At 64.4% G+C, this 25,161-nt stretch carries 23 protein-coding genes; 11 read left to right on the top strand and 12 right to left on the bottom strand.

Annotated elements, in window-relative coordinates; all coding sequences use genetic code 11:
- Nucleotides 1-38: 38 nt before the first annotated feature.
- The 3 genes from EL191_RS23795 to uvrD all read right to left on the bottom strand — a co-directional run bounded on the left by EL191_RS23795 (nucleotide 39) and on the right by uvrD (nucleotide 4,707).
- The gene (locus tag EL191_RS23795; RefSeq protein WP_126403532.1) at nucleotides 39-1,121 is read right to left on the bottom strand and encodes a TRAP transporter substrate-binding protein; all 1,083 of its coding nucleotides are present in this window, start codon (nucleotides 1,119-1,121) and stop codon (nucleotides 39-41) included.
- Between the two features lie 124 nt (nucleotides 1,122-1,245).
- Nucleotides 1,246-2,340, bottom strand: a complete 1,095-nt coding sequence (locus EL191_RS23790; RefSeq protein ID WP_013717884.1) for a TRAP transporter substrate-binding protein — start codon at nucleotides 2,338-2,340, stop codon at nucleotides 1,246-1,248.
- A 183-nt stretch (nucleotides 2,341-2,523) separates the two neighbouring features.
- Entirely contained in the window at nucleotides 2,524-4,707 is a 2,184-nt protein-coding gene (uvrD, locus tag EL191_RS23785) for a DNA helicase II (protein WP_126403531.1), read from the bottom strand.
- Between the two features lie 290 nt (nucleotides 4,708-4,997).
- On the opposite strand from uvrD, the gene EL191_RS23780 reads away from it, so the two are divergent.
- Nucleotides 4,998-7,880 carry an EAL domain-containing protein gene (locus EL191_RS23780; protein ID WP_115298696.1) on the top strand — a complete coding sequence of 961 codons (2,883 nt, stop codon included), beginning with the start codon at nucleotides 4,998-5,000 and terminating at the stop codon, nucleotides 7,878-7,880.
- A gap of 121 nt (nucleotides 7,881-8,001) precedes the next feature.
- Nucleotides 8,002-8,664 carry a hypothetical protein gene (locus EL191_RS23775; RefSeq protein WP_013717880.1) on the top strand — a complete coding sequence of 221 codons (663 nt, stop codon included), beginning with the start codon at nucleotides 8,002-8,004 and terminating at the stop codon, nucleotides 8,662-8,664.
- Nucleotides 8,665-8,676: 12 nt separating this feature from the next.
- Here the strand turns inward: EL191_RS23775 and EL191_RS23770 are convergent, their stop codons facing one another.
- Entirely contained in the window at nucleotides 8,677-9,102 is a 426-nt protein-coding gene (locus EL191_RS23770) for a VOC family protein (RefSeq protein ID WP_017363456.1), read from the bottom strand.
- Between the two features lie 112 nt (nucleotides 9,103-9,214).
- Here EL191_RS23770 and EL191_RS23765 point away from each other — a divergent pair, with 112 nt between their 5' ends.
- The gene (locus EL191_RS23765) at nucleotides 9,215-10,105 is read left to right on the top strand and encodes a LysR family transcriptional regulator (protein WP_115298694.1); all 891 of its coding nucleotides are present in this window, start codon (nucleotides 9,215-9,217) and stop codon (nucleotides 10,103-10,105) included.
- Nucleotides 10,106-10,108: 3 nt separating this feature from the next.
- Nucleotides 10,109-10,537, top strand: coding sequence for a GFA family protein (locus EL191_RS23760; RefSeq protein WP_013717877.1), 429 nt, complete (start codon nucleotides 10,109-10,111; stop codon nucleotides 10,535-10,537).
- An 86-nt stretch (nucleotides 10,538-10,623) separates the two neighbouring features.
- On the opposite strand, the gene EL191_RS23755 is transcribed toward EL191_RS23760, so the two are convergent.
- From EL191_RS23755 to EL191_RS23725, 7 genes are all read right to left on the bottom strand, one after another.
- The gene (locus EL191_RS23755) at nucleotides 10,624-11,394 is read right to left on the bottom strand and encodes a MetQ/NlpA family ABC transporter substrate-binding protein (RefSeq protein WP_013717876.1); all 771 of its coding nucleotides are present in this window, start codon (nucleotides 11,392-11,394) and stop codon (nucleotides 10,624-10,626) included.
- A gap of 61 nt (nucleotides 11,395-11,455) precedes the next feature.
- Nucleotides 11,456-12,124 (bottom strand): methionine ABC transporter permease, encoded by a 669-nt coding sequence (locus EL191_RS23750; RefSeq protein ID WP_013717875.1) that lies wholly within the window; start codon nucleotides 12,122-12,124, stop codon nucleotides 11,456-11,458.
- On the bottom strand, nucleotides 12,124-13,131 hold the full coding sequence (locus EL191_RS23745; RefSeq protein ID WP_013717874.1) for a methionine ABC transporter ATP-binding protein: 1,008 nt from the start codon (nucleotides 13,129-13,131) through the stop codon (nucleotides 12,124-12,126). Before EL191_RS23745 ends, EL191_RS23750 begins: the two co-directional genes overlap by 1 nt.
- 182 nt (nucleotides 13,132-13,313) lie before the next feature.
- Nucleotides 13,314-14,153, bottom strand: coding sequence for a PA5502 family lipoprotein (locus EL191_RS23740; RefSeq protein ID WP_041975443.1), 840 nt, complete (start codon nucleotides 14,151-14,153; stop codon nucleotides 13,314-13,316).
- Nucleotides 14,154-14,243: 90 nt separating this feature from the next.
- Nucleotides 14,244-15,032, bottom strand: coding sequence for a zinc ABC transporter permease subunit ZnuB (gene znuB, locus EL191_RS23735; RefSeq protein ID WP_013717872.1), 789 nt, complete (start codon nucleotides 15,030-15,032; stop codon nucleotides 14,244-14,246).
- The gene (gene znuC / locus EL191_RS23730) at nucleotides 15,032-15,820 is read right to left on the bottom strand and encodes a zinc ABC transporter ATP-binding protein ZnuC (RefSeq protein WP_041975441.1); all 789 of its coding nucleotides are present in this window, start codon (nucleotides 15,818-15,820) and stop codon (nucleotides 15,032-15,034) included. The genes znuB and znuC overlap by 1 nt, the downstream gene beginning before the upstream one ends.
- Nucleotides 15,817-16,302, bottom strand: a complete 486-nt coding sequence (locus EL191_RS23725) for a Fur family transcriptional regulator (RefSeq protein WP_041975439.1) — start codon at nucleotides 16,300-16,302, stop codon at nucleotides 15,817-15,819. The genes znuC and EL191_RS23725 overlap by 4 nt, the downstream gene beginning before the upstream one ends.
- Before the next feature lie 66 nt (nucleotides 16,303-16,368).
- On the opposite strand from EL191_RS23725, the gene znuA reads away from it, so the two are divergent.
- Both znuA and EL191_RS23715 read left to right on the top strand, forming a co-directional pair.
- A complete protein-coding gene (gene znuA / locus EL191_RS23720) occupies nucleotides 16,369-17,292 on the top strand; it encodes a zinc ABC transporter substrate-binding protein ZnuA (RefSeq protein ID WP_041975437.1) in 924 nt (307 codons plus the stop codon).
- Between the two features lie 212 nt (nucleotides 17,293-17,504).
- Nucleotides 17,505-18,746 carry an MFS transporter gene (locus EL191_RS23715; protein WP_041975436.1) on the top strand — a complete coding sequence of 414 codons (1,242 nt, stop codon included), beginning with the start codon at nucleotides 17,505-17,507 and terminating at the stop codon, nucleotides 18,744-18,746.
- 80 nt (nucleotides 18,747-18,826) lie between these two features.
- On the opposite strand, the gene zwf is transcribed toward EL191_RS23715, so the two are convergent.
- The gene (gene zwf / locus EL191_RS23710; protein WP_217997017.1) at nucleotides 18,827-20,248 is read right to left on the bottom strand and encodes a glucose-6-phosphate dehydrogenase; all 1,422 of its coding nucleotides are present in this window, start codon (nucleotides 20,246-20,248) and stop codon (nucleotides 18,827-18,829) included.
- 290 nt (nucleotides 20,249-20,538) lie between these two features.
- Here zwf and hexR point away from each other — a divergent pair, with 290 nt between their 5' ends.
- From hexR to EL191_RS23685, 5 genes are all read left to right on the top strand, one after another.
- Complete coding sequence (hexR, locus tag EL191_RS23705) at nucleotides 20,539-21,405, top strand: transcriptional regulator HexR (protein ID WP_017363449.1); 867 nt, start codon at nucleotides 20,539-20,541, stop codon at nucleotides 21,403-21,405.
- A gap of 17 nt (nucleotides 21,406-21,422) precedes the next feature.
- Nucleotides 21,423-21,734, top strand: a complete 312-nt coding sequence (locus EL191_RS23700; RefSeq protein WP_231118651.1) for a YceK/YidQ family lipoprotein — start codon at nucleotides 21,423-21,425, stop codon at nucleotides 21,732-21,734.
- A gap of 69 nt (nucleotides 21,735-21,803) precedes the next feature.
- The gene (locus tag EL191_RS23695; protein ID WP_017363447.1) at nucleotides 21,804-22,016 is read left to right on the top strand and encodes a PA3496 family putative envelope integrity protein; all 213 of its coding nucleotides are present in this window, start codon (nucleotides 21,804-21,806) and stop codon (nucleotides 22,014-22,016) included.
- A 213-nt stretch (nucleotides 22,017-22,229) separates the two neighbouring features.
- A complete protein-coding gene (locus EL191_RS23690; protein WP_013717864.1) occupies nucleotides 22,230-22,688 on the top strand; it encodes a (2Fe-2S)-binding protein in 459 nt (152 codons plus the stop codon).
- Nucleotides 22,689-22,701: 13 nt separating this feature from the next.
- Nucleotides 22,702-24,939, top strand: a complete 2,238-nt coding sequence (locus EL191_RS23685; RefSeq protein WP_041975433.1) for a xanthine dehydrogenase family protein molybdopterin-binding subunit — start codon at nucleotides 22,702-22,704, stop codon at nucleotides 24,937-24,939.
- Nucleotides 24,940-25,161 lie beyond the last annotated feature (222 nt).

The raw sequence follows: 25,161 nt of genomic DNA, 5'->3' as shown, positions 1-25,161 counted from the left end.
TGCTGCGCCATGCCCACCGCCGTCGCCGATCACCGGGCTCAGCGCCAGTCGTACAGCTCCTTCTCCGACAGCGCATGCATCGAGGTGGCCAGTGCCTGGAAGGTCTGCATCGAGGCCCAGATACGACCATTGAGTTCGCTCTGCGCCGCCAGGTCGCCGAGCACCTGTTCGGTCTCGCGCTGCATGGCCTGCAGTACCTCGTCGGGGAAGCGCTTGAGCAGCGTGCCGCTCTTCTTCAACTCGTCCAGCGCCAGGGCGTTGTGGAAGACGTAGTCGTCCATCATGTCCTGGGTCGCTGCGCGGGCCGCCTCGGTGACGATGGCCTGCAGGTCGGCCGGCAGGGCGTCGTAAGCCTTCTGGTTGATCAGCAGTTCGAGTACCGACTGCGGCTCCTGCCAGCCCGGGTAGTAGTAGTACCTGGCTGCCTTGTGCAGGCCGAAGGCCAGGTCGTTGTAGGGGCTGACCCAGTCTGTCGCATCGATGGCACCGGTCTGCAAGGCGGTGAAGATCTCGCCGCCAGGCATCACCACGGTGGTCGCACCAAGGCGGCTCCAGACTTCACCGCCGAGGCCCGGCATGCGGATCTTCAGGCCCTTGATGTCATCCAGGCTGTTGATTTCCTTGTTGAACCAGCCACCCATCTGCATGGTGCTGTTGCCCGCGGTCAGCGGCTTGAGGCCGAAGGGCGCGTAGGCTTCGTCCCACAGCGCCTGACCACCGCCCTTGCTGAGCCAGGCGTTCATTTCCTGGGTGGACAGCCCGAAGGGCACCGCGCCGAAGAACTGCGCCGCCGGTACCTTGCCCTTCCAGTAGTAGGGCGTGCCGTGACCCAGTTCGGCCGTGCCGCGGGAGACCGCATCGAACACTTCCAGTGCCGGCACCAGTTCGCCAGCGGCGTAGACCTTGATGGTCAGGCGCCCGGCGCTCATGGCGTTGACGCGCTCGGCCAGGCGCTCGGCCGCGGTGCCGGTGCCGGGCGCGTTCTTCGGCCAGGTGGTGACCATCTTCCAGTGGAAGGTCTTTGCAGGCGCGGTGACCTGCTCGGACGGGGCGGAATCGTCCTTGCAGCCGATCAGGCCAACGGCGAGCAAGGGCAGGAGAAGCAGGGTGGAAAAGCGCATGGGATGGCTTCCAGATATTTTTGTAGGAGCGAATTCATTCGCGATCCTGCTGGTGCGGCGCCAACCCCATCGCGAATGAATTCGCTCCCACAAGGGCAAAAAGCCTTGTGGGAGCGGCAGCAGCTTAACGCCAGTTGTACAGCTCTTTCTCGGTCAGCGCCTGCATGGCGCTGGCCTCTTCGAGGAAGGCCTTCTGCGAGGCCCAGATGCGGCCGTTGAGGTCGTTCTCGGCAGCCAGGGACTCGAGCACCACGTCGGATTGCTCACGCATGGCTTTCAACACCTCGTCCGGCAGGCGCTTGAACTGCACGCCTTCGCTCTTGAGGGTCTGCAGCGCCTTGGCGTTGTTGAACACGTAGTCGTCCATCATATCCAGGGTCGCGGCACGCGCGGCTTCGACGACGATGGCTTGCAGGTCGGCTGGCAACGCGTCGAAGGCCTTCTGGTTGACCATGGATTCGACCACCGCCTGCGGCTCCTGCCAGCCCGGGAAGTAGTAGTACTTGGCCGCCTTGTGCAGGCCGAAGGCCAGGTCGTTGTAGGGGCCGACCCAGTCGGTGGCATCGATGGCGCCGGTCTGCAGGGAGGTGAAGATCTCACCGCCAGGCAGGTTGACGGTGATCGCGCCGAGCTTGCTCCAGACTTCGCCGCCGAGGCCCGGCATGCGGATCTTCAGGCCCTTGATGTCATTCAGGCTGTTGATTTCCTTGTTGAACCAACCGCCCATCTGCATGGTGGTGTTGCCGGCGGACAGCGGCTTCACACCATAGGGCGCGTAGGTTTCGTCCCACAGCGCCTGGCCACCGCCGTGGCTGAGCCAGGCGTTCATTTCCAGGGTGGAGAGGCCGAACGGCACGCTGCTGAAGAACTGCGCAGCCGGGACCTTGCCCTTCCAGTAGTACGGGGTACCGTGGCCCATCTCGGCGGTGCCGCGAGAGACGGCATCGAACACTTCCAGGGCGGGAACCAGCTCACCAGCGGCGTAGACCTTGACGGTCAGGCGCCCGGCGCTCATGGCGTTGATGCGCTCGGCCAGGCGCTCGGCGGCTGTGCCCAGGCCCGGGAAGTTCTTCGGCCAGGAGGTGACCATCTTCCAGTGGATGGTTTCGGCCGGCTTGGCGGCGGCTTGCTCGCTGGCAGCCTTTTCTTCTTTGCAGCCAACCAGGCCGATGGCGGCGATCAGCGCCAGAGCGGCGCCGAACAGATTGCGGCGATTCATCGATTATCTCCAGATACGGTAGGTACTCAGAGCCTATTCACGAGCATGCGAGCTAGAGTCCTACAAGGCAAAAATAGGCGAGGAACGGTCGGAGTCGCGGGCGACTGTACTTTTGTACATGAGCATTCCAAGCCTGTTTTTAACGCAGTAGGGCCGACGCGCAGCTGATCGTGCATAGGCTCTTCACACGGCTTCGAGCTTGGCGTATGCCAGCATCAGCCACTTACTGCCTTCGTTTTCAAAATTCACCTGCACCCTGGCCTGTGCGCCGGCACCCTCGAAGTTGAGGATGGTGCCCTCGCCGAACAGGCTGTGGCGTACCCGCTGACCCAGGTTGAAGGGCGTCTGCGGCACGGCGCTGCCGGCGAACAGGCTGCTACCGCTCATCGAGCTGGTGCTTACCGGGCGGCTGACGCTGTTGCTCAGGCGTACCTCCTGAATCAGCGGTGCGGGGATTTCGCGGACGAAGCGCGACACCTTGTTATAGGTCTCGCTACCGTAGAGACGCCGGGTTTCGGCGTAGCTGATCACCAGCTTCTGCATGGCACGGGTAATGCCGACATAGGCCAGGCGGCGTTCTTCTTCCAGTCGGCCCGGTTCTTCCAGGCTCATCTTGTGTGGGAACAGACCCTCCTCCATGCCAACCAGGAATACCAGCGGGAATTCCAGGCCCTTGGCGCTGTGCAGGGTCATCAGTTGAATGCTGTCCTCGTTCTCGGCGGCCTGGGTGTCCCCGGCCTCCAGCGATGCGTGGGTGAGGAAGGCCTGTAGCGGGGTCAGCTCGTCGTCTTCGTCGTTCTCGAAGGCGCGCGCGGCGCTGACCAGTTCCTCCAGGTTCTCCACCCGGGCCTGGCCCTTCTCGCCCTTTTCCGCCTCGTGATAGGCGAGCAGGCCGCTCTGTTCGATGACCACCTGGGTCATCTGGTGCAGGGGCATGGCCAGAACTTTTTCGGCCAGGCCCTCGACCAGCTCGATAAAGCCCGCCAGCGCGCCGGATGCGCGGCCAGGCAGGACCTTGTTGGCGAGCATCAGGCGGATCGCCTCCCACATGTGCACGTCGTGGGCGCGGGCGTACTCGCGGATGGTCTCGATGGTCTTCTCGCCGATGCCGCGTGCCGGCACGTTGACGATGCGCTCCAGCGCCGCGTCGTTGCCACGACCGTCGAGCAGACGCAGGTAGGCCATGGCGTTCTTGATCTCGGCGCGCTCGAAGAAGCGCTGGCCGCCGTAGATGCGGTAGGGGATCTTCTCGCGCAGCAGCGCTTCTTCCAGCACCCGTGACTGGGCGTTGGAGCGATACAGAATGGCGATCTCGCTGCGTTTGAGGCCGTCCTTGCGCAGGGCGTCCTCGATGGTCTCGACCACGTAGCGTGCTTCGTCATGCTCGTTGAAGGCGGCGTACAGGGCCAGCGGCTCGCCGTCACCGCCATCGGTCCACAGCTCCTTGCCGAGGCGCCCGTTGTTATTGGCGATCAGAGCGTTGGCGGCTTTGAGGATGCCGGCGGTGGAGCGATAGTTCTGCTCCAGGCGGATCACCTGGGTATCGGGGAAGTCGCTGGAGAACTGCTGGATGTTCTCGATGCGTGCGCCACGCCAGCCGTAGATCGACTGGTCGTCGTCGCCCACCACCATCAGGCTGTCGCCGCCTTTGGCCAGCAGACGCAGCCAGGCGTACTGCACGGCGTTGGTGTCCTGGAACTCGTCGACCAGGATGTGGCGGAAGCGCCGCTGGTAATGCTCGAGCAGGCCCGGCTTGTCGCGCCAGAGGTCGAGCGCACGCAGCAGCAGCTCGGAAAAGTCGATCACCCCGGTACGTGCGCAGGCCGCTTCGTAGGCCTCGTAGATGCCGCGCATGGTAGCCAGGAACAGGTCGCCACCAGCCTGGATATGCTGCGGGCGGAAGCCTTCATCCTTCTGTCCGTTGATGAACCACTGCGCCTGCTTGGCCGGCCAGCGTTGTTCGTCCAGGCCCAGTTCACGGATCACCCGCTTGATCAGGCGCTGCTGATCGTCGGAGTCGAGAATCTGGAAGTTCTCGGCCAGCCCGGCTTCCTGCCAGTGCGCGCGCAGCAGACGATGGGCCAGGCCGTGGAAGGTGCCGACCCACATGCCGGCCGGGTTGTGGCCAAGCATCTGTTCGATGCGGTGGCGCATCTCGGCGGCGGCCTTGTTGGTAAAGGTCACCGACAGGATCGAATGGGGCGACGCGCCAATCGCCTGGATCAGGAAGGCGATGCGGTGCACCAGCACGCGGGTCTTGCCCGAGCCGGCGCCGGCCAGCACCAATTGGCGGCCGAGCGGAGCGGCCACGGCCTGGACCTGGGCGTCGTTGAGCGAAGCGAGGAGGAGTTCGGGGTCGTTTTGCATCGCGGCATTCTAGGGGGCTGGGCAGGGGAGGGCAAACCGTCGGCCAGGTGAAGCGAAACCGGCCGGATGCAACCGACGACCGGCAGGTCAGGGCGCAGAGGTATGCGTCTGGCGGCCAAAGGCCATCATGGCTGGTAGGGGCTCACCAAAAGTTGGGCGCCAAGCTGTGAAATTGCCCACATCTTTGTTGGGCACAGCGTCTGTCTCGGGTATTCTCCCGCGACGTCAGGGTTGAGGGCGCCGATAGTTCTCTCGCACACCCTTAGGCAACCATTACAAGAACATCGCCTATGACCGCCACGACTAGCGCCGTAGTTCAAGAGGTGACGCTGGACCCGCATCAGGCTGAACGTCAGTTCGCCACGGATATTGCCGTCGAGCGTACCCGACTGTTGTTTCAGGGCTCGCGTCTGCCCACTTTGCTCATGCTGCTGGTCGGGCTGGCCTGCAGCCTCTTGCTGTGGAGTCAGCAGAGTGCGCCATTGCTTGCGGCCTGGCTGGGCTGGGTGGTGTTGCTGGTGCTGTTGCGCCTGACTCAGGTGAATGCCTTCAACGAGGCGCTGCCCAGTCGCCAGGCCGAACCCTACTGGCGCCGCATCTTCCTCTTCGGTGCCGGAGCCTCCGGCCTGACCCTGGCCTTCGCCGTGATCGTGCTGGTGCCGGCCGACGTGTTCTATCAGCAGGCACTGGTCTATGGCCTGATCGCCGCGGCGATTCTTTCGGCCAGCGTGGCCTATGCCGTCAGCCTGTCCGCCTTTCTGAGTTTCGCCTTGCCCTGCCTGGTGCCTTCGGCGGCCTTCCTGCTGCTGGCCGATAACAGCCTGCAACGTGGTTGGGGGCTGCTCGGGGTGATCCTGTTTCTCGCTCTGCTGATCGTGGCCTGGCAGGTCAACCGCCTGGTGCAGCGCAGCCTGCTGCAGCGTTTTCACAACCTGGCGCTGATCAGCAATCTGGAGCATGCCAAGCAGCGTGCCGAAGGGCTCAACGAGGAACTGGCGCGCGAGGTGGAACAACGCCGCCGTGCGGAACGCGAATTGCGCGGCGCCCATGGCGCGCTGGAAATGCGCGTCGCCGAGCGCACGCTGGAACTGGACGAGGCGACCCACGCCCTGGGCAAGAGCCAGGCGCGTCTGGCCCTGGCACTGGAGGCCAGCGAGCTGGGGCTGTGGGACTGGGATCTGGACAGCGATCAGGTGCACCACTCGCACCTGCGCGAGCTGTTTGGCCTGGAGCCCGGCCAGGTGCAGGTGATGCTGCGTGATCTGACGCCGCGTCTGCACCCCGATGATCTGCCGCGGCTGCGGCGGGCGCTGGTCCAGCACCTCAAGGGGCGCAGCGAGGATTATCAGATCGAGTACCGCGTGCGTCATGTCGATGGTCACTGGGTCTGGGTCGAAGATCGGGGCCGCGCGGTCGAGCGCGATGCTGCCGGCCGTGTGCGACGCATGCTCGGCACGCGACGCGACGTCAGCGCGCGGCGTCAGCAGGAGCAGCAGCAACGCCTGGCTGCCACCGTGTTCGAGGCAGCCAGCGAAGGCATCTTCATTCTTGACCCCTACTACCGCGTGCTGGCGGTCAACCGCGCCTTCAGCTCGGTGACCGGCTACAGCAGCGAGGAAGTGGTCGGGCGCACGGTGACCAGCCTGATCGGCAGCCGTGAGATGCGCAGGCAGTACCAGATGATCCGTCAGGAGTTGGACAGTAGCGGCACCTGGCAGGGAGAACTGATCGAGACGCGCAAGAGCGGCGAACTCTACCCGCAGTGGTTGCAGCTCAATCTGGTGCGCGATACCAGCGGTCGGCCCAGCCATATCGTCGGTTTCTTCGCCGACCTGACCGCACGACGCGAGGCCGAGGAGCGCCTGCGCTACCTGTCGCACTATGACGAACTCACCGGCCTGGCCAACCGCAGCCTGTTCAAGGAGCGCCTGCACGAGGCCAGCCAGCGTGCGCGGCAGAGCGGTCGCAGCATCGCCCTGGTACATATCGACCTGGACCGCTTCAAGCTGCTCAACGACAGCCTCGGCCATGAGGTGGCCGACCAGTTGCTGCGCCAGATGAGTCGCCGTCTGACCCAGGCCGTGCCCGAAGCCGATTGCATCGCACGGCTGTCGGGCGACGAATTCGCCGTCATCCTCGACGCCTACGGCAGCCTCTCCAGCCTGGCGCGGGTGGCCAGCCGCCTGCTGGCCAAGCTGCGTGTGCCAATGACCGTGGGCGGCCACGAGCTGGTGGTCAGCGCCTCGCTGGGGATCAGCCTGCTACCGGATTATGCGCGCGAGATCAGCGCACTGATCAGCCAGGCCAACATGGCCGTGCAACACGCCAAGCACCTGGGCGGCAATACCTTCCAGTTCTTCACCGACAACCTGCAGGCCTGCACACTGGAGCGGCTGCAGCTGGAAAACCAGCTGCGCAAGGCCATCGACGAAGGCCAGCTGGAGGTGTTCTACCAACCCAAGCTGAACCTCGCCGATGACCAGCTCAACGCTGCCGAAGCTCTGGTGCGTTGGCGCCATCCGCAGCAGGGTATGGTGGCGCCAGGCGAGTTCATCGGCCTGGCCGAAGAGACCGGGTTGATCGCGCCGATTGGCGAGTTCGTGCTGCGCCAGGCCTGCCAGCAGGCGTGCGAGTGGCAGCGCCAGGGGCTGGCGAAGATTCGCGTATCGGTGAACATTTCGGTGTACCAGCTGCGTCAGGGCAACCTCACCAGCCTGGTCCGTCAGGTGCTCGATGAAACCGGCCTGGCACCGCATTATCTGGAGCTGGAGCTGACCGAGAGCGAGTTGCTCGACAACGTCGAGAGCGTCATCGCGACCTTCCGCCAACTGCGCGAACTGGGGGTGAAGCTGGCAATCGACGACTTCGGCACCGGCTACAGTTCGCTCAGCTACCTCAAGCGCTTCCCGGTGCACTACGTGAAGATCGACCAGACCTTTATCCGCGACCTGTCGCCCGGTGGCGAGGATGCGGCGATCACCCGCGCGATCATCGCCATGGCTCACAGCCTGGAGCTGAAGGTGGTCGCGGAGGGCGTGGAAACCCAGGCGCAGATGGACTTTCTCAAGAGCCAGAATTGCGACGAGATCCAGGGTTTCCTGATCAGCCGCCCGGTAGAAGCCGGCGCCTTCGCCGAACTGTTGCGCGCGCAAATCGACAACCCGCTGGATTGAGCGGCGTTTCCTCTCTACCCAGTCGCTGGCGGCGACTGCAGACGCGACCGGCGCAAAGATGGCTGCGCCATCACCACCACTACGGGATGCTGCAGGCCTCGGTCACGACAAGGAGCATCCGATGGCCAAAGCCCCGTCCCTGAGCATGGCGCAGCGTCTGCTGCTGGCCTCGCAGAGCATGGCGCCCGTGGCGGTGAAGGCGGCGCTGGTGCAGAAGCTCGGGCCCGAGCAGGCCGCGCAGCTGTCGCCGCACATGGTGCCAGCGCAACTGCGTGAGCTGATTCTCGAGCTACCCATCGACTTTCTCGCCCGGGTCACCACTCACCTCGATCCGCAGCTGATTCTGCCAACCTACCTGGCCTTGCCGGATGAGTTGCATCTGCAGGTGGCGCGTCAGTTGTGTGTGATCGGCGCCTTCGCCACCGCCGCGCGTTACGCCGAATGCCTGTCGGCCAGGCAGGTGAAGATGCTGATCTACGGCATCAACGACGCCGATCATGTAGTGCAGATTGCCCGGCATATCGTCGATATCGAACTGATCGTGCAAAGCCTGCGCAGCTTTTCCACCGGCTACCTGTGCAAGCTCACCGAGGCGGCTGCCGCCGATGACAACCTGGCCATCGCCGCGCGCGTGCTCGGTGGCCTGGCGCTGTCACGCCAGGCCGATGTCTGTGCTCATCTCGAGCCTGCGCTGGTAAATGAGTTGTTGCCGCAGTTGCTGGAGGCCAACGACGGGCTGCGCGAGCTGCTGCCCGAACGACTGTTCGAGGCCGCTGCGGTTTAACTCTGCTGCCCCTTACTTGGCGAACAGCTGACCGATATCCTTGAACGCCTTGAACTCCAGGGCGTTGCCACAGGGATCGAGAAGAAACATGGTCGCCTGTTCGCCGACCTGGCCCTTGAAGCGCACGTAGGGCTCGATGACGAACTGCGTCTCGCGGCTGCGCAGGCGCTCGGCCAGCGCCTCCCAGTCAGCCCAGCCAAGTACTACGCCAAAGTGCGGCACCGGCACGTCGTGGCCATCCACCGGGTTGCTTACGGCCTCTTCCTGATAGGCCATCTTCGGCGCCTCATGAATCACCAGCTGGTGTCCGAAGAAATCGAAGTCGACCCAGTGGTCGCTGCTGCGACCCTCGGCACAGCCGAATACCTCGCCGTAGAAATGCCGCGCTGCGGCCAGGTCATGGACGGGAATCGCCAGGTGAAAGGGAGCAAGGGCCATCACGCAGTACCTCTGGTTATTGTCTGTCGGACTAGCCTAGCAACAGCCAAATCGATTTAAAGCGAATATCCTTGCTCGTAATCTCAAATAATTTTGATCAATTGAGGCGTCCATGCTGCGCGAGCTGAAAACCTTCGTCACCGTAGCCCGACATGGCACCTTCGCTGCTGCGGGGCAGCGTGTAGGACTGACCCAGTCTGCCGTCAGCGCGCAGATGCGCGTGCTGGAGCAGAACCTTGGCGTACGCCTGTTCGATCGCAGCGGCCGCAGCGCGGTGCTCAGTGCCGGTGGCCGCCATGCCTTGCCGTTGGCAGAACAGATACTGGGTCTTTACGCGCAGATGGCAGTGCCGACGGCGCTGGCCGAATGGCAGGGCGAACTCAAAATTGGCGCCATCGCCACTGTCCAGACAGGGCTGTTGCCTGAGGCCCTGGTGCGCTTTCGTACCCAGGCCGCACGGGTCGAGCTGAAGCTGGTGCCGGGCGTCTCGCTCGATCTGCTGGGGCAGGTGGATGCCGGTGAACTGGATCTGGCGGTACTGATCCGCCCGCCCTTCGAGTTGCCCAAGGAACTGATGCAGGTCCCTCTGGCTCGCGAACCCTTCGTGCTGATCGTGCCGCCTGGCCTGCCGGGGGACGATCCGCTGCAACTGCTGCGCGAGCAGCCCTTCGTGCGTTATGACCGCCGTTCCTTCGGCGGTCGTCAGGTCGAGCGTTTCCTCCGCGAACAACGGCTGACGCCCCGCGAGGCGCTGGAGCTGGATGAGCTGGAGGCCATCGTGCGTATGGTCGAGTGTGGGCTGGGTGTATCGCTGATACCCCGTGCCGGCTTGTGGTGTAACCGACCCCAGGCGCTACGCGTACTGGAGCTGGGTGAGCTCACCTTCCACCGCGAGTTGGTCGCGACCCTACGCCGCGCCCAGCGCCAGCCGGCGCTGGACTGGTTGCTGCAGTGCCTGGCTGATCCAACCTATGATGAGGTTTCCTGTCGAGCGGAGGTCTGACGGATGAACAAGGATATCGGCGAGATCAACGGCGCGTGCCATTGCGGCGGTGTGCGCTTTCACGTGACCTTGAGCGATGGCCTGCACAGCGCACGGCGCTGCACCTGCTCCTACTGCCGCATGCGCGGTGCGGTGGCGGTCTCGGCCGAGCTTGCCGGCTTTCGCATCCTGCAGGGTGAAAACTTGCTGACCACCTACCGCTTCAACACCATGAGCGCGACGCACTTCTTCTGTTCGCGCTGCGGCATCTACACCCACCATCAGCGGCGTTCCAATCCCAGTCAGTACGGCGTCAATGTCGCCTGCCTGGAGGGGATCAGCCCGTTCGATTTCACTGAGGTGCCAGTCAGCGACGGCATCGCCCATCCCAGTGACGACCCTAGCGGCGCCGGGCCGCGGCAAGCCGGTGTGCTGCGCTTTATCCCGTCGTGAGCTCCCTTTCCAGCGCGCGGAAATGAAAATGCCGCGCGGCTTTGCAGCGGCGCGGCATCGGGTACTACTCAGGGTGTCAGCGGCGATCAGAACGCCGGTACGACGGCGCCCTGATACTTCTCTTCGATGAACTGCTTCACTTCGGCGCTATGCAGGGCCTTGACCAGTTTCTGCACGGCGTCGCTGTCCTTGTTGTCAGCGCGGGTCACCAGGATGTTCACGTACGGCGAGTCGCTGCCTTCGATGGCCAGAGCATCCTTGGTCGGGTTCAGCTTGGCTTCCAGGGCGTAGTTGGTGTTGATCAGGGCAAGGTCGACCTGGCTCAGCACGCGCGGCAGGGTGGCGGCTTCCAGCTCACGCACCTTGATGCCTTTCGGATTCTCGACGATGTCCTTCGGCGTGGCGAGGATGCCGGCTTCCGGCTTGAGCTTGATCACACCAGCCTTCTGCAGCAGCAGCAGGGCGCGGCCTCCGTTGGTGGCGTCGTTGGGGATGGCCACGGTGGCGCCTTGCGGCAGCTCGTTCAGGTCCTTGATCTTGCTGGAGTAGGCGCCGAAGGGCTCGACGTGTACGCCGGCAACGTTGACCAGATCGGTCTTGCGGCTGGCATTGAATTCGTCCAGGTACGGCTGGTGCTGGAAGAAGTTGGCATCGAGGTTCTTCTGCTGTACCTGCAGGTTGGGCTGCACGTAGTCGGTGAACACACGCACCTTCAGCTCCACGCCTTCTTTGGCCAGCGCCGGTTTGACGAACTCGAGGATCTCCGCGTGCGGTACCGGAGTGGCAGCGACGCTGAGGGTTTCGGCCTGGGCCGAGAAGGCCGCGCAAGCGGCGATGGCAGTCAGCAGCTTCTTCATTTCAAGGTTCCTTTTGGGAAGGTTGGTGCGGGTCTCGCGGGTGGCGAGTCGCCGCTTTTCATCATTTACGGGAAAAATGCACAACCAGCCGGTCACCGATCATCTGCAGCGCCTGAACCAGAATCAGCAGCAGGATCACGGTCACGGCCATCACGTCCAGCTGATAGCGGTGGTAGCCGTAGCGCACCGCCAGGTCACCGAGACCGCCGCCGCCGACCAGGCCGCTCATGGCGGTATAACCCACCAGGGTAATCGCGGTAACGGTGGTAGCCGCGAGCAGGCCAGGCAGTGCTTCAGGCAGCAGCGCGCGGGTGATGATCTGCCAGGTGGTGGCGCCCATCGCCTGAGTTGCCTCGATGATGCCGCGTTCCACTTCACGCAAGGCGCTTTCCACCAGGCGGGCGAAGAACGGCGTTGCCCCGACGATCAGGGGAGGGATGGTGCCTTTCACGCCCAAGGAGTCACCAACCAGGAACGCGGTGACGGGCAGCATCAGGATCAACAGGATGACGAAGGGCATCGAACGCAGGATGTTCACCAGCAGCGACAGCGTGTTGTACAGCTTCTCACGCTCGAAGATCTGGTTCGGGCTGGTCAGAAACAGCAGTACGCCGAGTGGCAAACCGAGCAGAACGATAATCACCATTGAGCCGAAAAGCATGAGCAGCGTGTCAAGGCTGGCCTCCCAGATTTCCGGCCAGAAGACGTTGGGCAGCAGTTGTTCGAGCATCAGCGCAGTACCTCCAGATGCACGTCGGCGGCGCCGAAGCGCGCCAGCGCGGCGTCGATGTCGCCACCGGTCAAGGCCAGGGTGAGCTGGCCGTAGGGGGTGTCCTTGATACGGTCGATGCGCCCGGCGAGGATGCTGTAATCCACCCCGGTCTCGCGCGCCACGGTACCTAGCAGCGGCGCGTAGGTGGCTTCGCCCTGGAAAGTCAGGCGCAGGATGCGCCCCGGAACGTGGGCGAAGTCGTCATGTTGCTCGGCCTCGTCGACATGTTCGGACTCCTGCACGAAGCGCCGCGTGGTCGGGTGCTGCGGGTGCAGGAACACCTCGGCTACCGGGCCCTGCTCGACGATCACGCCGGCATCCATCACCGCCACGCGGTCACAGACGCGGCGGATCACGTCCATCTCGTGGGTGATCAGCACGATGGTCAGGCCCAGTTCGCGGTTGATCTCGGCCAGCAGCTGCAGCACGGCGGTGGTGGTCTGCGGATCGAGGGCGCTGGTGGCCTCGTCGCACAGCAGGATCTTCGGTCGTGTGCTCAGCGCACGGGCGATGCCGACGCGTTGTTTCTGGCCGCCAGAAAGCTGCGCCGGGTACTTGTTGGCATGATCCTGCAGGCCGACACGGGTCAGCAGTTCAGAGACGCGGGCGTAAATCTCGGCGCCGCTCAGTTCGCCGGCCAGGCGCAGCGGCATGGCGATGTTGTCGGCGACGGTCTTCGACGACAGCAGGTTGAAGTGCTGGAAGATCATCCCGACCTGCTGGCGGAAGCGGCGCAGGCCATTGGCATCGAGGGCCGTGACGTCGACGCCATCGATCTCGATGCGTCCGCCGGAGGGTTCCTCCAGGCGGTTGATCAGGCGCAGCAGGGTGCTCTTGCCTGCGCCGGAATGACCGATGATGCCGAACACCTGGCCGCTGCCGATCTGCAGCGTGGTGGGCTGCAGTGCCGGAATCTCGCGGCCCGCGACACGGTAGGCCTTGTGGACGGATTGAAACTGGATCACGCGAACGACCTTTTGGGTGTGTTCAAGGGCGAGCCCCAAGGTGGAAGGGGCCGGCCATCGGGCGCCGGGTGGGCGCAAAAGGGGGCTAGTCTACCCGGCGGTGTTTAGGCCGAGAAAATCTTTGTTGGCCTATGGTTATTACAAAATGGCATTACCGATCAGCGGTGGTACCAGTGCCCGCGTCAATGACGCTGCGGGCTCAACAGCAGGCGCGGTACCTGCTGTGGCGCGATCGTCTGGCTTAGCTGCGGACGGAAGCTCGGGTCGAGCTTCTTGATACGTGCCGAGAGCAGTGCCGCGACCCAGGGGTAGTCCTTGGCCTCGCGTACTTCGATGCGCACGGCGCAGCGAAAGGTCACGACGTCCGCGGCCACGCTGTCGAGCAGACGGCGCAGTTGCTGGTTGTCCTGGCTGTCCAGCATAGGCAATGCCACGACGCTGGTGGCGGCGCTCGGGTCGATCAGTCGGGCGCTGGGCGTGCTCTCGACCACTGGCTTGGCCAGGTTTGCCGGGGCCGCAGAGGCCGCCACCTTGGCCTGCCGCTCACTGGCCAGGCGCTGCTGGCGCAGTTGCTCCTGGCGTTCGGCGTCGAGCTTGGCGGCCGCCTCGCGTGCCTGCTGTTCGGCTGCCGTTTGCCGGGCGGCGCGGGCGCTATCGATGGCCTGGTTGAGGTCGTGGCTCAAGGCCGGTGCCTGTGGCATCAGGCTGCGGGCCTGACCCAGCGCCTGCGCGGCGCGATCCAGATCACCCTGCTGCAGCGCTTCCTGGCCTTGCTCCATATAGGCCTCGGCCAACTGGCGCTGGTATTGCTCCAGGCGTGTGTCGCGGCTGGCGCGTTGCTGCAGTGCGCTGAGCTGGCTACGCGCGTCGTCGAGCCGCTCTTCGGCCAGGCTCAGGTCGAGCTCGCGGAAGGCGATGACCAGATCATCGACCGGCGGGAGACTCTGCTGCTGGCTGCTCTGGCAACCGACCAGCAGCAGAACCAGTAAAAGAGGAAGACCACGAAAAGCGAACGACTTCATGACTACGCGTCTCGAATTGTGCAAAAAACGCGCAATCATACAGGTTCGTACCGCTGATTTCACCTCGAACGGTCGCGCCGTAGCGCGCCCTCAAGTGTTGCGCTTGGGCAATGCGAAGCTGGCCAGGAACAGCGCCGCGGCACTGACCACGATGGACGGCCCGGCCGGCGTGTCCTGGTACCAGGACAGCGCCAGGCCGCAGCACACCGCCAGCAGGCCGAGCAGGCTGGCGCCCACGGCCATCTGCTCCGGCGTGCGTGCGTGACGCTGAGCGGCAGCAGCGGGAATGATCAGCAGGGAAGTGATCAGCAGCACGCCGACGATCTTCATTGCCACGGCGATTACCACGGCGATCAGCAGCATCAGCGCCAGGCGGATCGCCGCGACCGGCAGGCCTTCGACCCGCGCCAGTTCCTCGTGCACGGTGATTGCCAGCAGTGGCCGCCACAGCCAGGCCAGCAGCGCCAGCACCAGCGCACTACCGCCGATGATCCAGGCCAGGTCGGTGGTGCTGACCGCGAGCAGATCGCCGAACAGGTAGCTCATCAGATCGATGCGCACGTCATGCATGAAGCTCAACGCCACCAGGCCCAGCGACAACGTGCTGTGGGCGAGGATGCCGAGCAGGGTGTCGGAGGCCAGCGGCTGGCGTTGCTGCAGGGTCACCAGCAGCACGGCCAGCAGTACGCAGCCGACCGTCACGGTGAGGGTCGGGCTGACGTCGAGCAGCAGGCCCAGCGCCACGCCGAGCAGGGCGGCATGGGACAGCGTGTCGCCAAAATAGGCCATGCGCCGCCAGACCACGAAGGAACCGAGCGGGCCGGCTACCAAGGCCAGCGCCAGGCCGGCGAGCAGGGCGTTGAGGAGAAAGTCAGGCATCAGTGTTTACAGTTCGGGCCGTGGACGTGGGCCGGACCGTGAATGGTCAGGCCTGGCTTGACCACGCCGCCATGCAGGTCGTGATCGTGGTCGTGATGGTGGTGATAAACGGCGAGGCTCTTGGCGTCCTGGCCGAACAGCTCGATGAAGGCTGGGTCGCCGCTGACCTGCTCCGGGTGGCCGGAGCAGCAGACATGGCGGTTGAGGCAGACCACCTGGTCGGTGGCGCTCATCACCAGGTGCAGGTCGTGCGAGACCATCAGCACGCCGCAGCCGTGACGCTCGCGCAGACGCGAGATCAGCCGGTACAGCTCGGCCTGGCCGGCGACGTCGACGCCCTGCACCGGCTCGTCGAGCACCAGCAGTTGTGGCTCGCGCAGCAGGGCGCGGGCTAGCAGCACGCGCTGCATCTCGCCACCGGAAATGCTCTGTAGCGGGCTGTCGATCACCTGTTCGGCGCCGACTTCAGCCAGTGCCGCCAGCGCGCGCTGGCGATCCACACCCGGCACCAGGCGCAAAAAGCGCAGCACCGACAGCGGCAGGGTGGCGTCGACATGGAGCTTTTGCGGCATGTAGCCAATGCGCAGGCGCGGCGTGCGGCGCACGCTGCCACGCTCGGGCTGCAGCAGGCCGAGTACCACGCGCACCAGAGTGGTCTTGCCGGCGCCGTTGGGGCCGATCAGGGTGACGATCTCGCCGGGCTTTACGCTGAGCTGCACGTTATCCAGCACCGGCTGGCCGTTGAAGCTGACAGCGACGCCGTCGAGGCGGATCAGCGCGTCGCTCATGCCGTGCCCTTGCAGCCTGCGCACAGGCCGACGACTTCCACGGTCTGGCCTTCAACGATAAAGCCGACGCCGGTTGCACTGTCGACGATGGCCTGACTGATGGTGGCTTGTTCCAGTTCGGTTGCCGCATGGCACGCTCGGCAGATCAGGAACTGGCCCTGATGCGGGTGCTCGGGATGGCTGCAGCCGACGAAGGCGTTAAGTGATGCGATGCGGTGTACCAGGCCGTTTTCCAGCAGGAAATCCAGTGCGCGGTACACCGTGGGCGGCGCGGCGCGGCGGCCGTCTTCGTCGCTCAGTACGCCGAGGATGTCATACGCGCCGAGTGGCTTGTGACTGGCCCAGACCAGTTCCAGCACGCGTTTGCGCAGAGCTGTCAGGCGCAGGCCCTGGCGCGCGCAGATGGCTTCTGCTTCGGCCAGCGCATGGCTGACGCAGCGGGAGTGATCGTGAGGGCGTGCAGACAGGGGCGTGTCGGTCATGGGCAAGGACGGAGCGAGTGAGAGACGTTATTATATTACCTGTTCAATGCCATTCGAGTATGCCCCGTGTTGCGTCTTTTCTGTCTCTTTACCCTGTTTTTCGTCGCCAGCGCTCAGGCCGAGGTGCGCGTGCTGACCAGTATCAAACCGCTGCAACTGATCGCCGCGGCGGTGCAGGACGGCATCGGTGAACCTGAAGTGCTGCTGCCGCCTGGCGCTTCGCCGCACCACTATGCGTTGCGCCCGTCCGACGTACGGCGAGTGCGCGATGCCGACCTGCTGTACTGGATCGGCCCGGACATGGAGGCCTTCCTGCCCCGTGTGCTGGGCAGCCGTGACAAGCCCCAGTTGGCGGTGCAGGACCTGCCCGGCATGACCCTGCGTCATTTCGGCGAGAGTCATGAGGAACATGATCACGAGCACGCACATGCTGGCGACGACCTGGGCCACGATCATGACCATCGCCCGGGCAGCCTGGATGCTCATCTGTGGTTGGCGTCCGACAATGCCAAGGTGATCGCCGCGCGTATGGCCGCTGACCTGGCCAAGCTGGATGCTGCCAATGCCGGGCGTTACGCCGCCAACCTGAAAGCCTTCGAAGCACGCCTGGATGCGCTCGATGGCCGTATTCGCCCGCAACTGGCCGCCTTGCAAGGCAAGCCGTATTTCGTTTTCCACGAGGCCTACGACTATTTCGAGGCTGCGTACGGCCTCAAGCATGCCGGCGTATTTAGCGTGTTGAGCGAGGTACAGCCGGGCGCACGGCATGTCGCTGCCATGCGTGAGCGCCTGCAGCAGACCGGGCCGAGCTGCGTGTTCAGCGAACCGCCACTGCGCCCACGGTTGGCCGAAACCCTGACCGCCGGCCTACCGGTGAAACTGGCGGAACTGGATGCTCTGGGCGGGACCTTGCCGGTCAACGCGAGCGGTTACGAGCAACTGCTGGAAAACCTGGCAAACGGCCTCAGCGAGTGCCTGAATAGCCTGTAGGGGACGCATTGGAGAGTCCAGCGGCAGACCCTGTGTAGGAGCGAATTCATACGCGATTGAAGTGCCCCGGATTGCACCCGGGCTACGGGCTGGCGAGGCTTTGTGGGAGGGGCTTCAGCCGCGACGAACCGAGCTACGAACTGTAACCACCACCTCGTTGCCGTTCGCCGGCGCAAACCACTAGGCTTGCGCTTTTGCCGCGAGCGCCCTCCATGCTGTCACCTGCACCTCGCCCGTCCAGCGCCACACTGGTGCTTTTGGCCTCGCTCTACTGTGCTCAGGGCTTGCCCTCCGGGCTGATCGCCCACTCGCTACCGGTACTGCTGCGCCAGCACGGCGTCGACCTGGCGCTGATCGGTCTGCTCAAATTGCTGGCGCTGCCCTGGTTGCTCAAGGTCTTCTGGGCTCCCTGGATCGACCGCCTGGCCTCGCGCCGATTGGGTCACCATCGTGGCTGGATTCTGCCGCTGCAGAGCGGCGTCATCGTCTGTGTCGCCGCGCTGGCGCTGCTGTCCCCGCAGGCGCTGTTTGGCTCCGGCCTGTGGTTGTTGCTTGGTTTGCTGCTGCTGATCAACCTCTTTGCCTCGACCCAGGACGTGGCCACCGATGGCCTCACCGTACGCCTGCTGCCCGAACGCTGGCGCGGCCTGGGCAACAGCCTGCAAGTGGGTGGCTACAAGGTCGGCATGATCATCAGCGGTAGCGGCCTGTTGCTGGTGATCGACCCGCTGGGTTGGAACCTGGCCGTGGGGCTGGTGGCTGGCCTGATCCTGCTGATGAGCGTGCCGATCTGGTTGTTCCCCGAGCGCCGGGTGTTGCCGTTTCAACCTGCTCTGGCTGAAAACGCTCTGGGCCCACGTCTGCTGCTCGATCACTACCGCGGCTTGTTGGCGCAACCCGGCATGCTGCTGTGGCTGGCGGTGGTGCTGACCTTCAAATTGGGCGACTCGCTCGGCTCGCCGATGATCAAGCCAATGCTGGTGGATCAGGGCTGGAGCACGGGCGCGCTTGGCCAACTGACCCTGATCAGCAGCCTGGCCGGCATTGGCGGAGCCATGCTCGGCGGCCTGCTCTATGCCCGTATCGGCGTGCTGCGTTCGCTGATCCTGTTCGGCGCCCTGCAAGCCAGCGGCATCGCCGCCCTGGCCTTGCTGGTGGGGCAGGGCGCCAACACTGGGTTGGTCTACGCCGTGACCCTGTTCGAACAAGTGGCCGACGGCATGTCCACCGTCGCCCTGTTCGCCGCGATGATGCGCATGTGCCGCCCCGAACACGAAGGCGCCGACTTCACCTTGCAAGCTTCAGCGCAACTGCTGCTGTCCGGCTTCGTCGGGGCCAGCAGCGGGGTTTTGGCCAAGGCGTTGGGTTACGAGGGGCTGTTCGTGGTGGCCGGAGGGGTGGGAATGCTGGTGTTGCTTGTGGTGCTCGCGCACGCGCGCCGGTCAGTCGCCTGAACGACGCCGGCGAGCCAGTAGCCTGAATGCAATCCGGGGAAGGGCGCCGGTTATTTTCGGGTTGCATCCGGGCTACACGTCTATGCCCAGTGCCGTCCGTGACGCTCCAGCAGGTGCTGCAGTTGCTCCGGCCCATCGCTGCCGGCCGGGTAGGGGCGCGGGCTCTGGTAGTGCTGGTGCCAGCCCTGCAGGATCGGGTCGACCCATTTCCAGGCTGCCTCGACTTCGTCGCGGCGCATGAATAGCGTCGAGTCGCCGTCGATCACGTCGAGCAGCAGGCGCTCGTAGGCATCCCAGCGGCGTTGCTGGTTGAAGGCATTGGCCAGGTTGAGGTCCAGCTCCACCGGTTTCAGATGCATGCCCTTGCCGGGGTTCTTGGCCATCAGTTGCAGGCTGATGCGCTCCTCCGGCTGCAGGCGGATCAGCAACTGGTTGGCTTCACCGTCGTTGAACAGGCGGTGCGGCACCGGCTTGAACTGGATGAGAATCTCCGAGGTTTTCTTCGCCAGGCGCTTGCCGGTGCGCAGGTAGAAGGGCACGCCGGCCCAGCGCCAGTTGTCGATCTCCACCTGCACGGCGACGAAGGTTTCGGTGTCGCTGTCGTTATCGACGTTCTTCTCGAAGTAATACGCAGGCACGTCATGGCCGCCGATCTTGCCGGCGGTGTACTGACCGCGCACGGTCTTGTCCTGTACATCGAGGCCGGAGATGGGTTTCAGAGCCTCGAGGATCTTCACCTTTTCGTTGCGCACCGCTTCGGCGTCGAAGCGCACCGGCGCCTCCATGGCCACCAGGCAGAGCAGTTGCAGCAGGTGGTTCTGGATCATGTCGCGCATGGCGCCGGCCTTGTCGTAGTAGCCGCCGCGGTTTTCCACGCCCAGGGTTTCGCACACGCTGATTTGCACGTGATCGATATGCCCGGCACGCCAGACCGGCTCGAACAGGGCGTTGGCGAAGCGCAGCGCCATCAGGTTCTGCACGGTTTCCTTGCCCAGGTAGTGATCAATGCGGAATACCCGTGCCTCGTCGAACACGGCGCCGATGGCAGCGTTGATCGCACGGGCCGACTCCAGCGAGTGGCCGATGGGTTTTTCCAGCACGATGCGCGCCGCCGGGCCAGCCAGGCCGGCGTTAGCCAGGTGCGCAGCGATGTCTTCGAACAGGCTCGGTGCGGTGGCCAGGTAGTACACCCGCACGCGCTGCTCGTCACGTCCCAGGCGCTTGGCCAGGCGGCCGAAATCGGCGCTCTGCGCGGCGTCCATGGCGAAGTAGTCGAGGCGTGCGGCGAAGCTCGCCCAGGCCTCGTTGGTGAAGTCGGCACGGGCGATCTGGGCACGGCAGTGGCGCTCGGCCAGGGCCTGGTAGGCCTCGCGGGTGTGACTGCTGCGGGCCAGGGCAAGGATGCGCACATCGGCGTGCAGGCGCCCTTCGCGGTGCAGGTGATAGAGCGCCGGCAGCAGCTTGTGCAGGGCCAGATCGCCCGTGCCACCGAAGACCAGCATGTCGCAGGGAATACTCAAGGGAAACACTCCGACTCGTTTAGCGGACCGTTGCACACTACCTGCGTTTGCAGGTAGGAGGCAGTGAAAACCGCCTCAAGAATGCCTGTATTTCTGCGGCGTGCCCGATGTTTGAAACATTCGTTCAGCTGTTCGGCAGCCGCTTGGCTGTGCGCGGATGCGCGCTATGTAGTATAACTACAAGGTCACTACAACCGCCGGCCGCCGATCATAACCGAGCCATGACTCGCCGAGTGCCGCGGTAGACCCTTTTCTGCATAGAGCCTATCTCCGTGAATCTGTTGCAACACATCGCCCAGTCGCGCCACCTGCTGCGCAAGTCCGAGCTCAAGGTGGCCGATCACGTCTTGCTCGATCCTGCATCGGTGATGCACAGCTCCATGGCCGAGCTGGCGCATAGTGTCGGCATCAGCGAGCCGACCATCGTGCGCTTCTGTCGCGCCATCGGTTGCAGCGGCTTCCAGGACCTCAAGCTGAAGCTGGCGCAGAGCCTGGCCGCCGGCGCCAGCTTCGGCCAGTTCGCGATTCATGAGGATGACTCGGTCGCCGACTTCAGCCTGAAGATCTTCGACACCACCCTGCATACGCTGATGGAGGTGCGCGAGAAGCTTGACCCCGAGGCGCTGCAGCGCGCCATCGCCGCGTGCTCCAACGCGCAGCGCGTGGAGTTCTACGGATTCGGTGCATCCGGCGCCGTGGCCGCCGATGCCCAGCACAAATTCTTCCGCCTGCTGCTCAATGCCGCGGCCTATTCCGACCCGCACATGCAGGCGATGAGCGCTGTGACCCTGCAGCCCGGCGACGTGGCGGTGTGCATTTCCCAGTCCGGTCGCTCCAAGGACCTGTTGATCAGTGCCAACCTGGTGCGTGAATCCGGCGCCAGCCTGATCACCCTGTGCCCGAGCCAGACGCCGCTGGCCGAGCTATCGACCGTCAACCTGGCCATCGACGTGCAGGAAGACACCGAGATCTACACCCCGCTGACCTCGCGCATCGCCCACCTGGTGGTGATCGACGTGCTGGCCATGGGCGTGGCCATGGCGCGCGGGCCGAGCCTGGTCAACCACCTCAAGAGCGTCAAACGCAGCCTGCGCAGCTTGCGGCTGTCACCCAAGTCGCTGCGTAACAGCGAGGATTAGAGCTGGAGTCTTCAAGGATGAAGCGTTTAATGGAACGCGCTGGGCTGCTTGCGTTGATCATTCTCTTTACGGGCTGCAGCACTTTTTTCTCCCGTATGCCTGCCGACAGACAGGTCAAGCTGTATCCGGCGACCAAGTTCGCAATGGATGCTGCCGGTGATGGCTGGTGCTGGATGTTCCTGGCTTGTCCGGCGTTGATGGTTTCTCTGCCGGTCGATGCCGCGCTGGACACGCTGCTGTTGCCGGTCGACGCGGTACGCGTGCACAACCGTCAAAAGTCGAAGAAGGCCGAGTCGGGCGAGCCGTCCAAAGTCACCGAGCCTTCATAGAGTCGCCGTCAAAGCTTCATCTCCCCGAGCGAAGCTGGGTACTCCAGTCCTCGTTCCGGGAGAACCGAGATGCCTCGTATCTTCGATGACGCGCAACTGCACGACCAACCTGACGCCAAGACCCGGCGCAAGCTGCAAGACCAACGCCGCATGGCCTATCGCCGTGCCATCGAGCACTATGCCGAGCAGTGCCAGCTGCAACGTGAGCTTGCCGATTTCCCCGAGCTGGTGTCCGCCGGCTACTCGCGGCAGGCCGAGCGCACCTCCCGCCGCGCCGCCTGATCCGCTCTCGCTGCCCTGCCTGTGAGCAGGGCAGCTAGATTGCCCGATTCTACGAACTTATTGCCCGGTTCTGCCGATCTCTGCGGTCAGTGGCGACAGGCGCTTTTATGCCCACTACAGTGATGGTCTGGCCCCTTGTGTGCGGGGCTGACCGTGACTACCGGCAAGCCATGCCGGAACCATCAGACACCATCAGAACAAGGTGGGCAGACCATGATTACCCTGAATCTCAATGGCAAGGACCATGAGCTGGACGTGGCCGACGACATGCCGCTGCTCTGGGCATTGCGCGATGTCGCCAATCTCACCGGCACCAAGTACGGCTGTGGCATGGCGCTGTGTGGCGCCTGCACGGTGAACGTCGAAGGCCAGCCGACGCGTTCCTGCGTCACCCCGGTATCGGCGGTGGTCGGCAAGCGCATCAGCACCATCGAAGCGGTTGGTGAAGATGCCGTGGGCAAAGTGGTCCAGCAGGCCTGGAGGCAACTCGATGTGGTCCAGTGCGGCTACTGCCAGTCCGGCCAGATCATGGCGGCGACGGCGCTGCTGAGCAGCAATAAGGCGCCAAGCGATGCCGATATCGATGCGGCCATGAGCGGCAATATCTGCCGTTGCGCTACCTATGTGCGGATTCGCGCTGCGATCCACGAAGCGGCTGGCCAACTGGCCTGAGGAGAATCGAATCATGGGCAAGATCGAAACCCCCGATAGCGCCACTCGCGGCATCCTCAATGTTAGCCGCCGCACTCTGCTCAAGGGCTCCGGTGGCCTGGCGCTGGGCATCTTCTTCGCGCCGTTGCTGCGCGGTATGGACGCGCTGGCCGCAGGTGGCCCGCTGGAGCCGAACGCCTTCGTGCGTATCGACCTCGATGGCACGGTGACCGTCCTGGCCAAACACCTGGAAATGGGCCAAGGCAGCTACACCGGCCTGGCCACATTGCTCGCCGAAGAACTGGATGCCGACTGGGACAAGGTGCGCGTCGAAGGCGCGCCGGCCGATGTGAAACGCTACAACAACCTAGCCTTCGGCCCGATGCAGGGCACCGGCGGCAGCACCGCCATGGCCAACTCCTGGGAGCAGATGCGCAACGCCGGAGCGACCGCCAAAGCCATGCTGGTGGCGGCTGCCGCGCAGCGTTGGGGCGTGCCGGCCAGTGAAATAAGCGTCGACAAGGGCGTGGTCAGTCACGCCGGCTCCGGCCGCAGCGCTGGCTTCGGCGAGCTGGTCGAAGCGGCAGCCTCGCTACCGGTGCCCGAGCAGGTGCAGCTCAAGGACCCGAAGGACTTCAAGCTGATCGGCAAGCGCGAGCTGCGCCGCAAGGACAGCCCGGGCAAAACCGATGGCAGCGCCATCTTCACCCAGGACTTCAAGCTGCCCGGCATGCTGGTGGCCATGGTCGCCTATCCGCCGCGTTTCGGCGGCGTGCCACGCTCGGTCGATAGCAGCAAGGCCAAGGCCGTGCGTGATGTGGTCGAGGTGGTGGAGTTTCGCGAACTGCCCCATGGTCGTTCGGGGGTCGCCGTGTTGGCGAAGAACACCTGGGCGGCGCGTCAGGGTCGTGATGCGCTGGTGATCGACTGGGATGAGAGCCAGGCATTCACCCTCGGCAGCGAAGAAATTCTCGCGCAGTACCGCGACAGTGCGAGCAAGCCCGGTCTGCCTGCAACGAGCAAGGGCGACGCCGATGCGGCGCTGGCCAAGGCCGCCAAGGTGGTCGAAGCCGACTACGAGTTCCCCTACCTGGCCCATGCGGCGATGGAGCCGATGAACTGCCTGGTCAAGCTTTCCAGTGACCGCTGCGAAATCTGGAACGGCGAGCAGTTCCAGACCGTCGATCAGGCCATCATCAGCAGCTATCTGGGCCTCAAGCCCGAGCAGGTCTCGCTGACCCAGCTATACGCCGGCGGCAGTTTCGGCCGTCGCGCCAGCTCGGTGTCGGATTATCTGCTGGAGGCGGTGGCGATTACCAAGGCCGCGCGCGACAAGGGCGTGGATGCGCCGGTGAAGATGGTCTGGACACGCGAGGACGACACCCGCGGTGGCTTCTTCCGTCCGCTGTACCTGCACCGCGCGCGCATCGGCCTGGATGAGGCCGGCAAGCTGCAGGCGTGGCACAACCGCATCGTCGGCCAGTCGATCATTGCCGGCACCTCGATGGAGCCGTTCCTGGTCAAGGAGGGGATCGACCACACTTCTGTCGAAGGTGTCTCCAATCTCTCCTACGCCGTGCCCAACCTGCAGGTGGAGTTGAGCACGCCGACCAATATCAAGGTGCCGGTGCTGTGGTGGCGCTCGGTGGGGCATACCCACACCGGTTACGTCGCCGAAACCATGATCGATGAGGCCGCTGTCGCGGCCGGGCAGGACCCTTACACTTTCCGCCATGCGTTGTTGGACAGCCATCCGCGTCATCGCGGTGCGCTGGAGCTGGCCGCCAAGCAGGCCGGCTGGGACAAACCGCTGGCGGCGGGCGCTGAGGGCGAGAAACGCGGGCGTGGCATTGCCGTGCATGAATCGTTCGGCTCGTTCGTGGCACAGGTCGCCGAGGTCACGGTGAAGGCCGATGGCAGCTATCGCCTGGATCGTGTGGTGTGCGCCGTGGACTGCGGCATCGCGATCAACCCGGATGTGATCAAGGCGCAGATGGAAGGCGGCATCGGCTTCGCCCTGGCGGCTGCCCGGCATAGTGCGATCACCTTGAAGGAAGGACGGGTCGAGCAGTCGAACTTCCACGACTTCCAGGTGCTGCGCATGAACGAGATGCCCAAGGTCGAGGTGCATATCGTGCCGTCCGCGGAGAACCCGACCGGCGTCGGTGAGCCCGGTGTGCCGCCGCTGGCACCGGCGCTGGCCAACGCGCTGTTCGCAGCAACCGGAGTGCGCCTGCGCAAGCTGCCATTCCCGGCGCAGATCAAGGCCTGAAGTTGGCTGCAGCAAACAAAGCGCCCGGGCAGTTGCCCGGGCGTTTTGGTTTGTTGGTGTGCGGTGGGAGGCGCTTTAGCGGCGAGCTTTGGCGATGGATCGCGGCTGAAGTCGCTCCTACGGAATCCTGTCGGGTGTGTTCAGCATGTAGGGTGGGCTTTAGCCCACCAGACCAGCCGTGGTGGGCTGAAGCGGATCGCCGTCCGGCCCACCCTACATGCC

The organism is Pseudomonas mendocina (assembly GCF_900636545.1).
Taxonomy (GTDB): Bacteria; Pseudomonadota; Gammaproteobacteria; order Pseudomonadales; family Pseudomonadaceae; genus Aquipseudomonas; species Aquipseudomonas mendocina.
The sequence above is the reverse complement of the archived record's forward strand: the minus strand, read 5'-3'. Positions and strand labels throughout refer to the sequence as shown.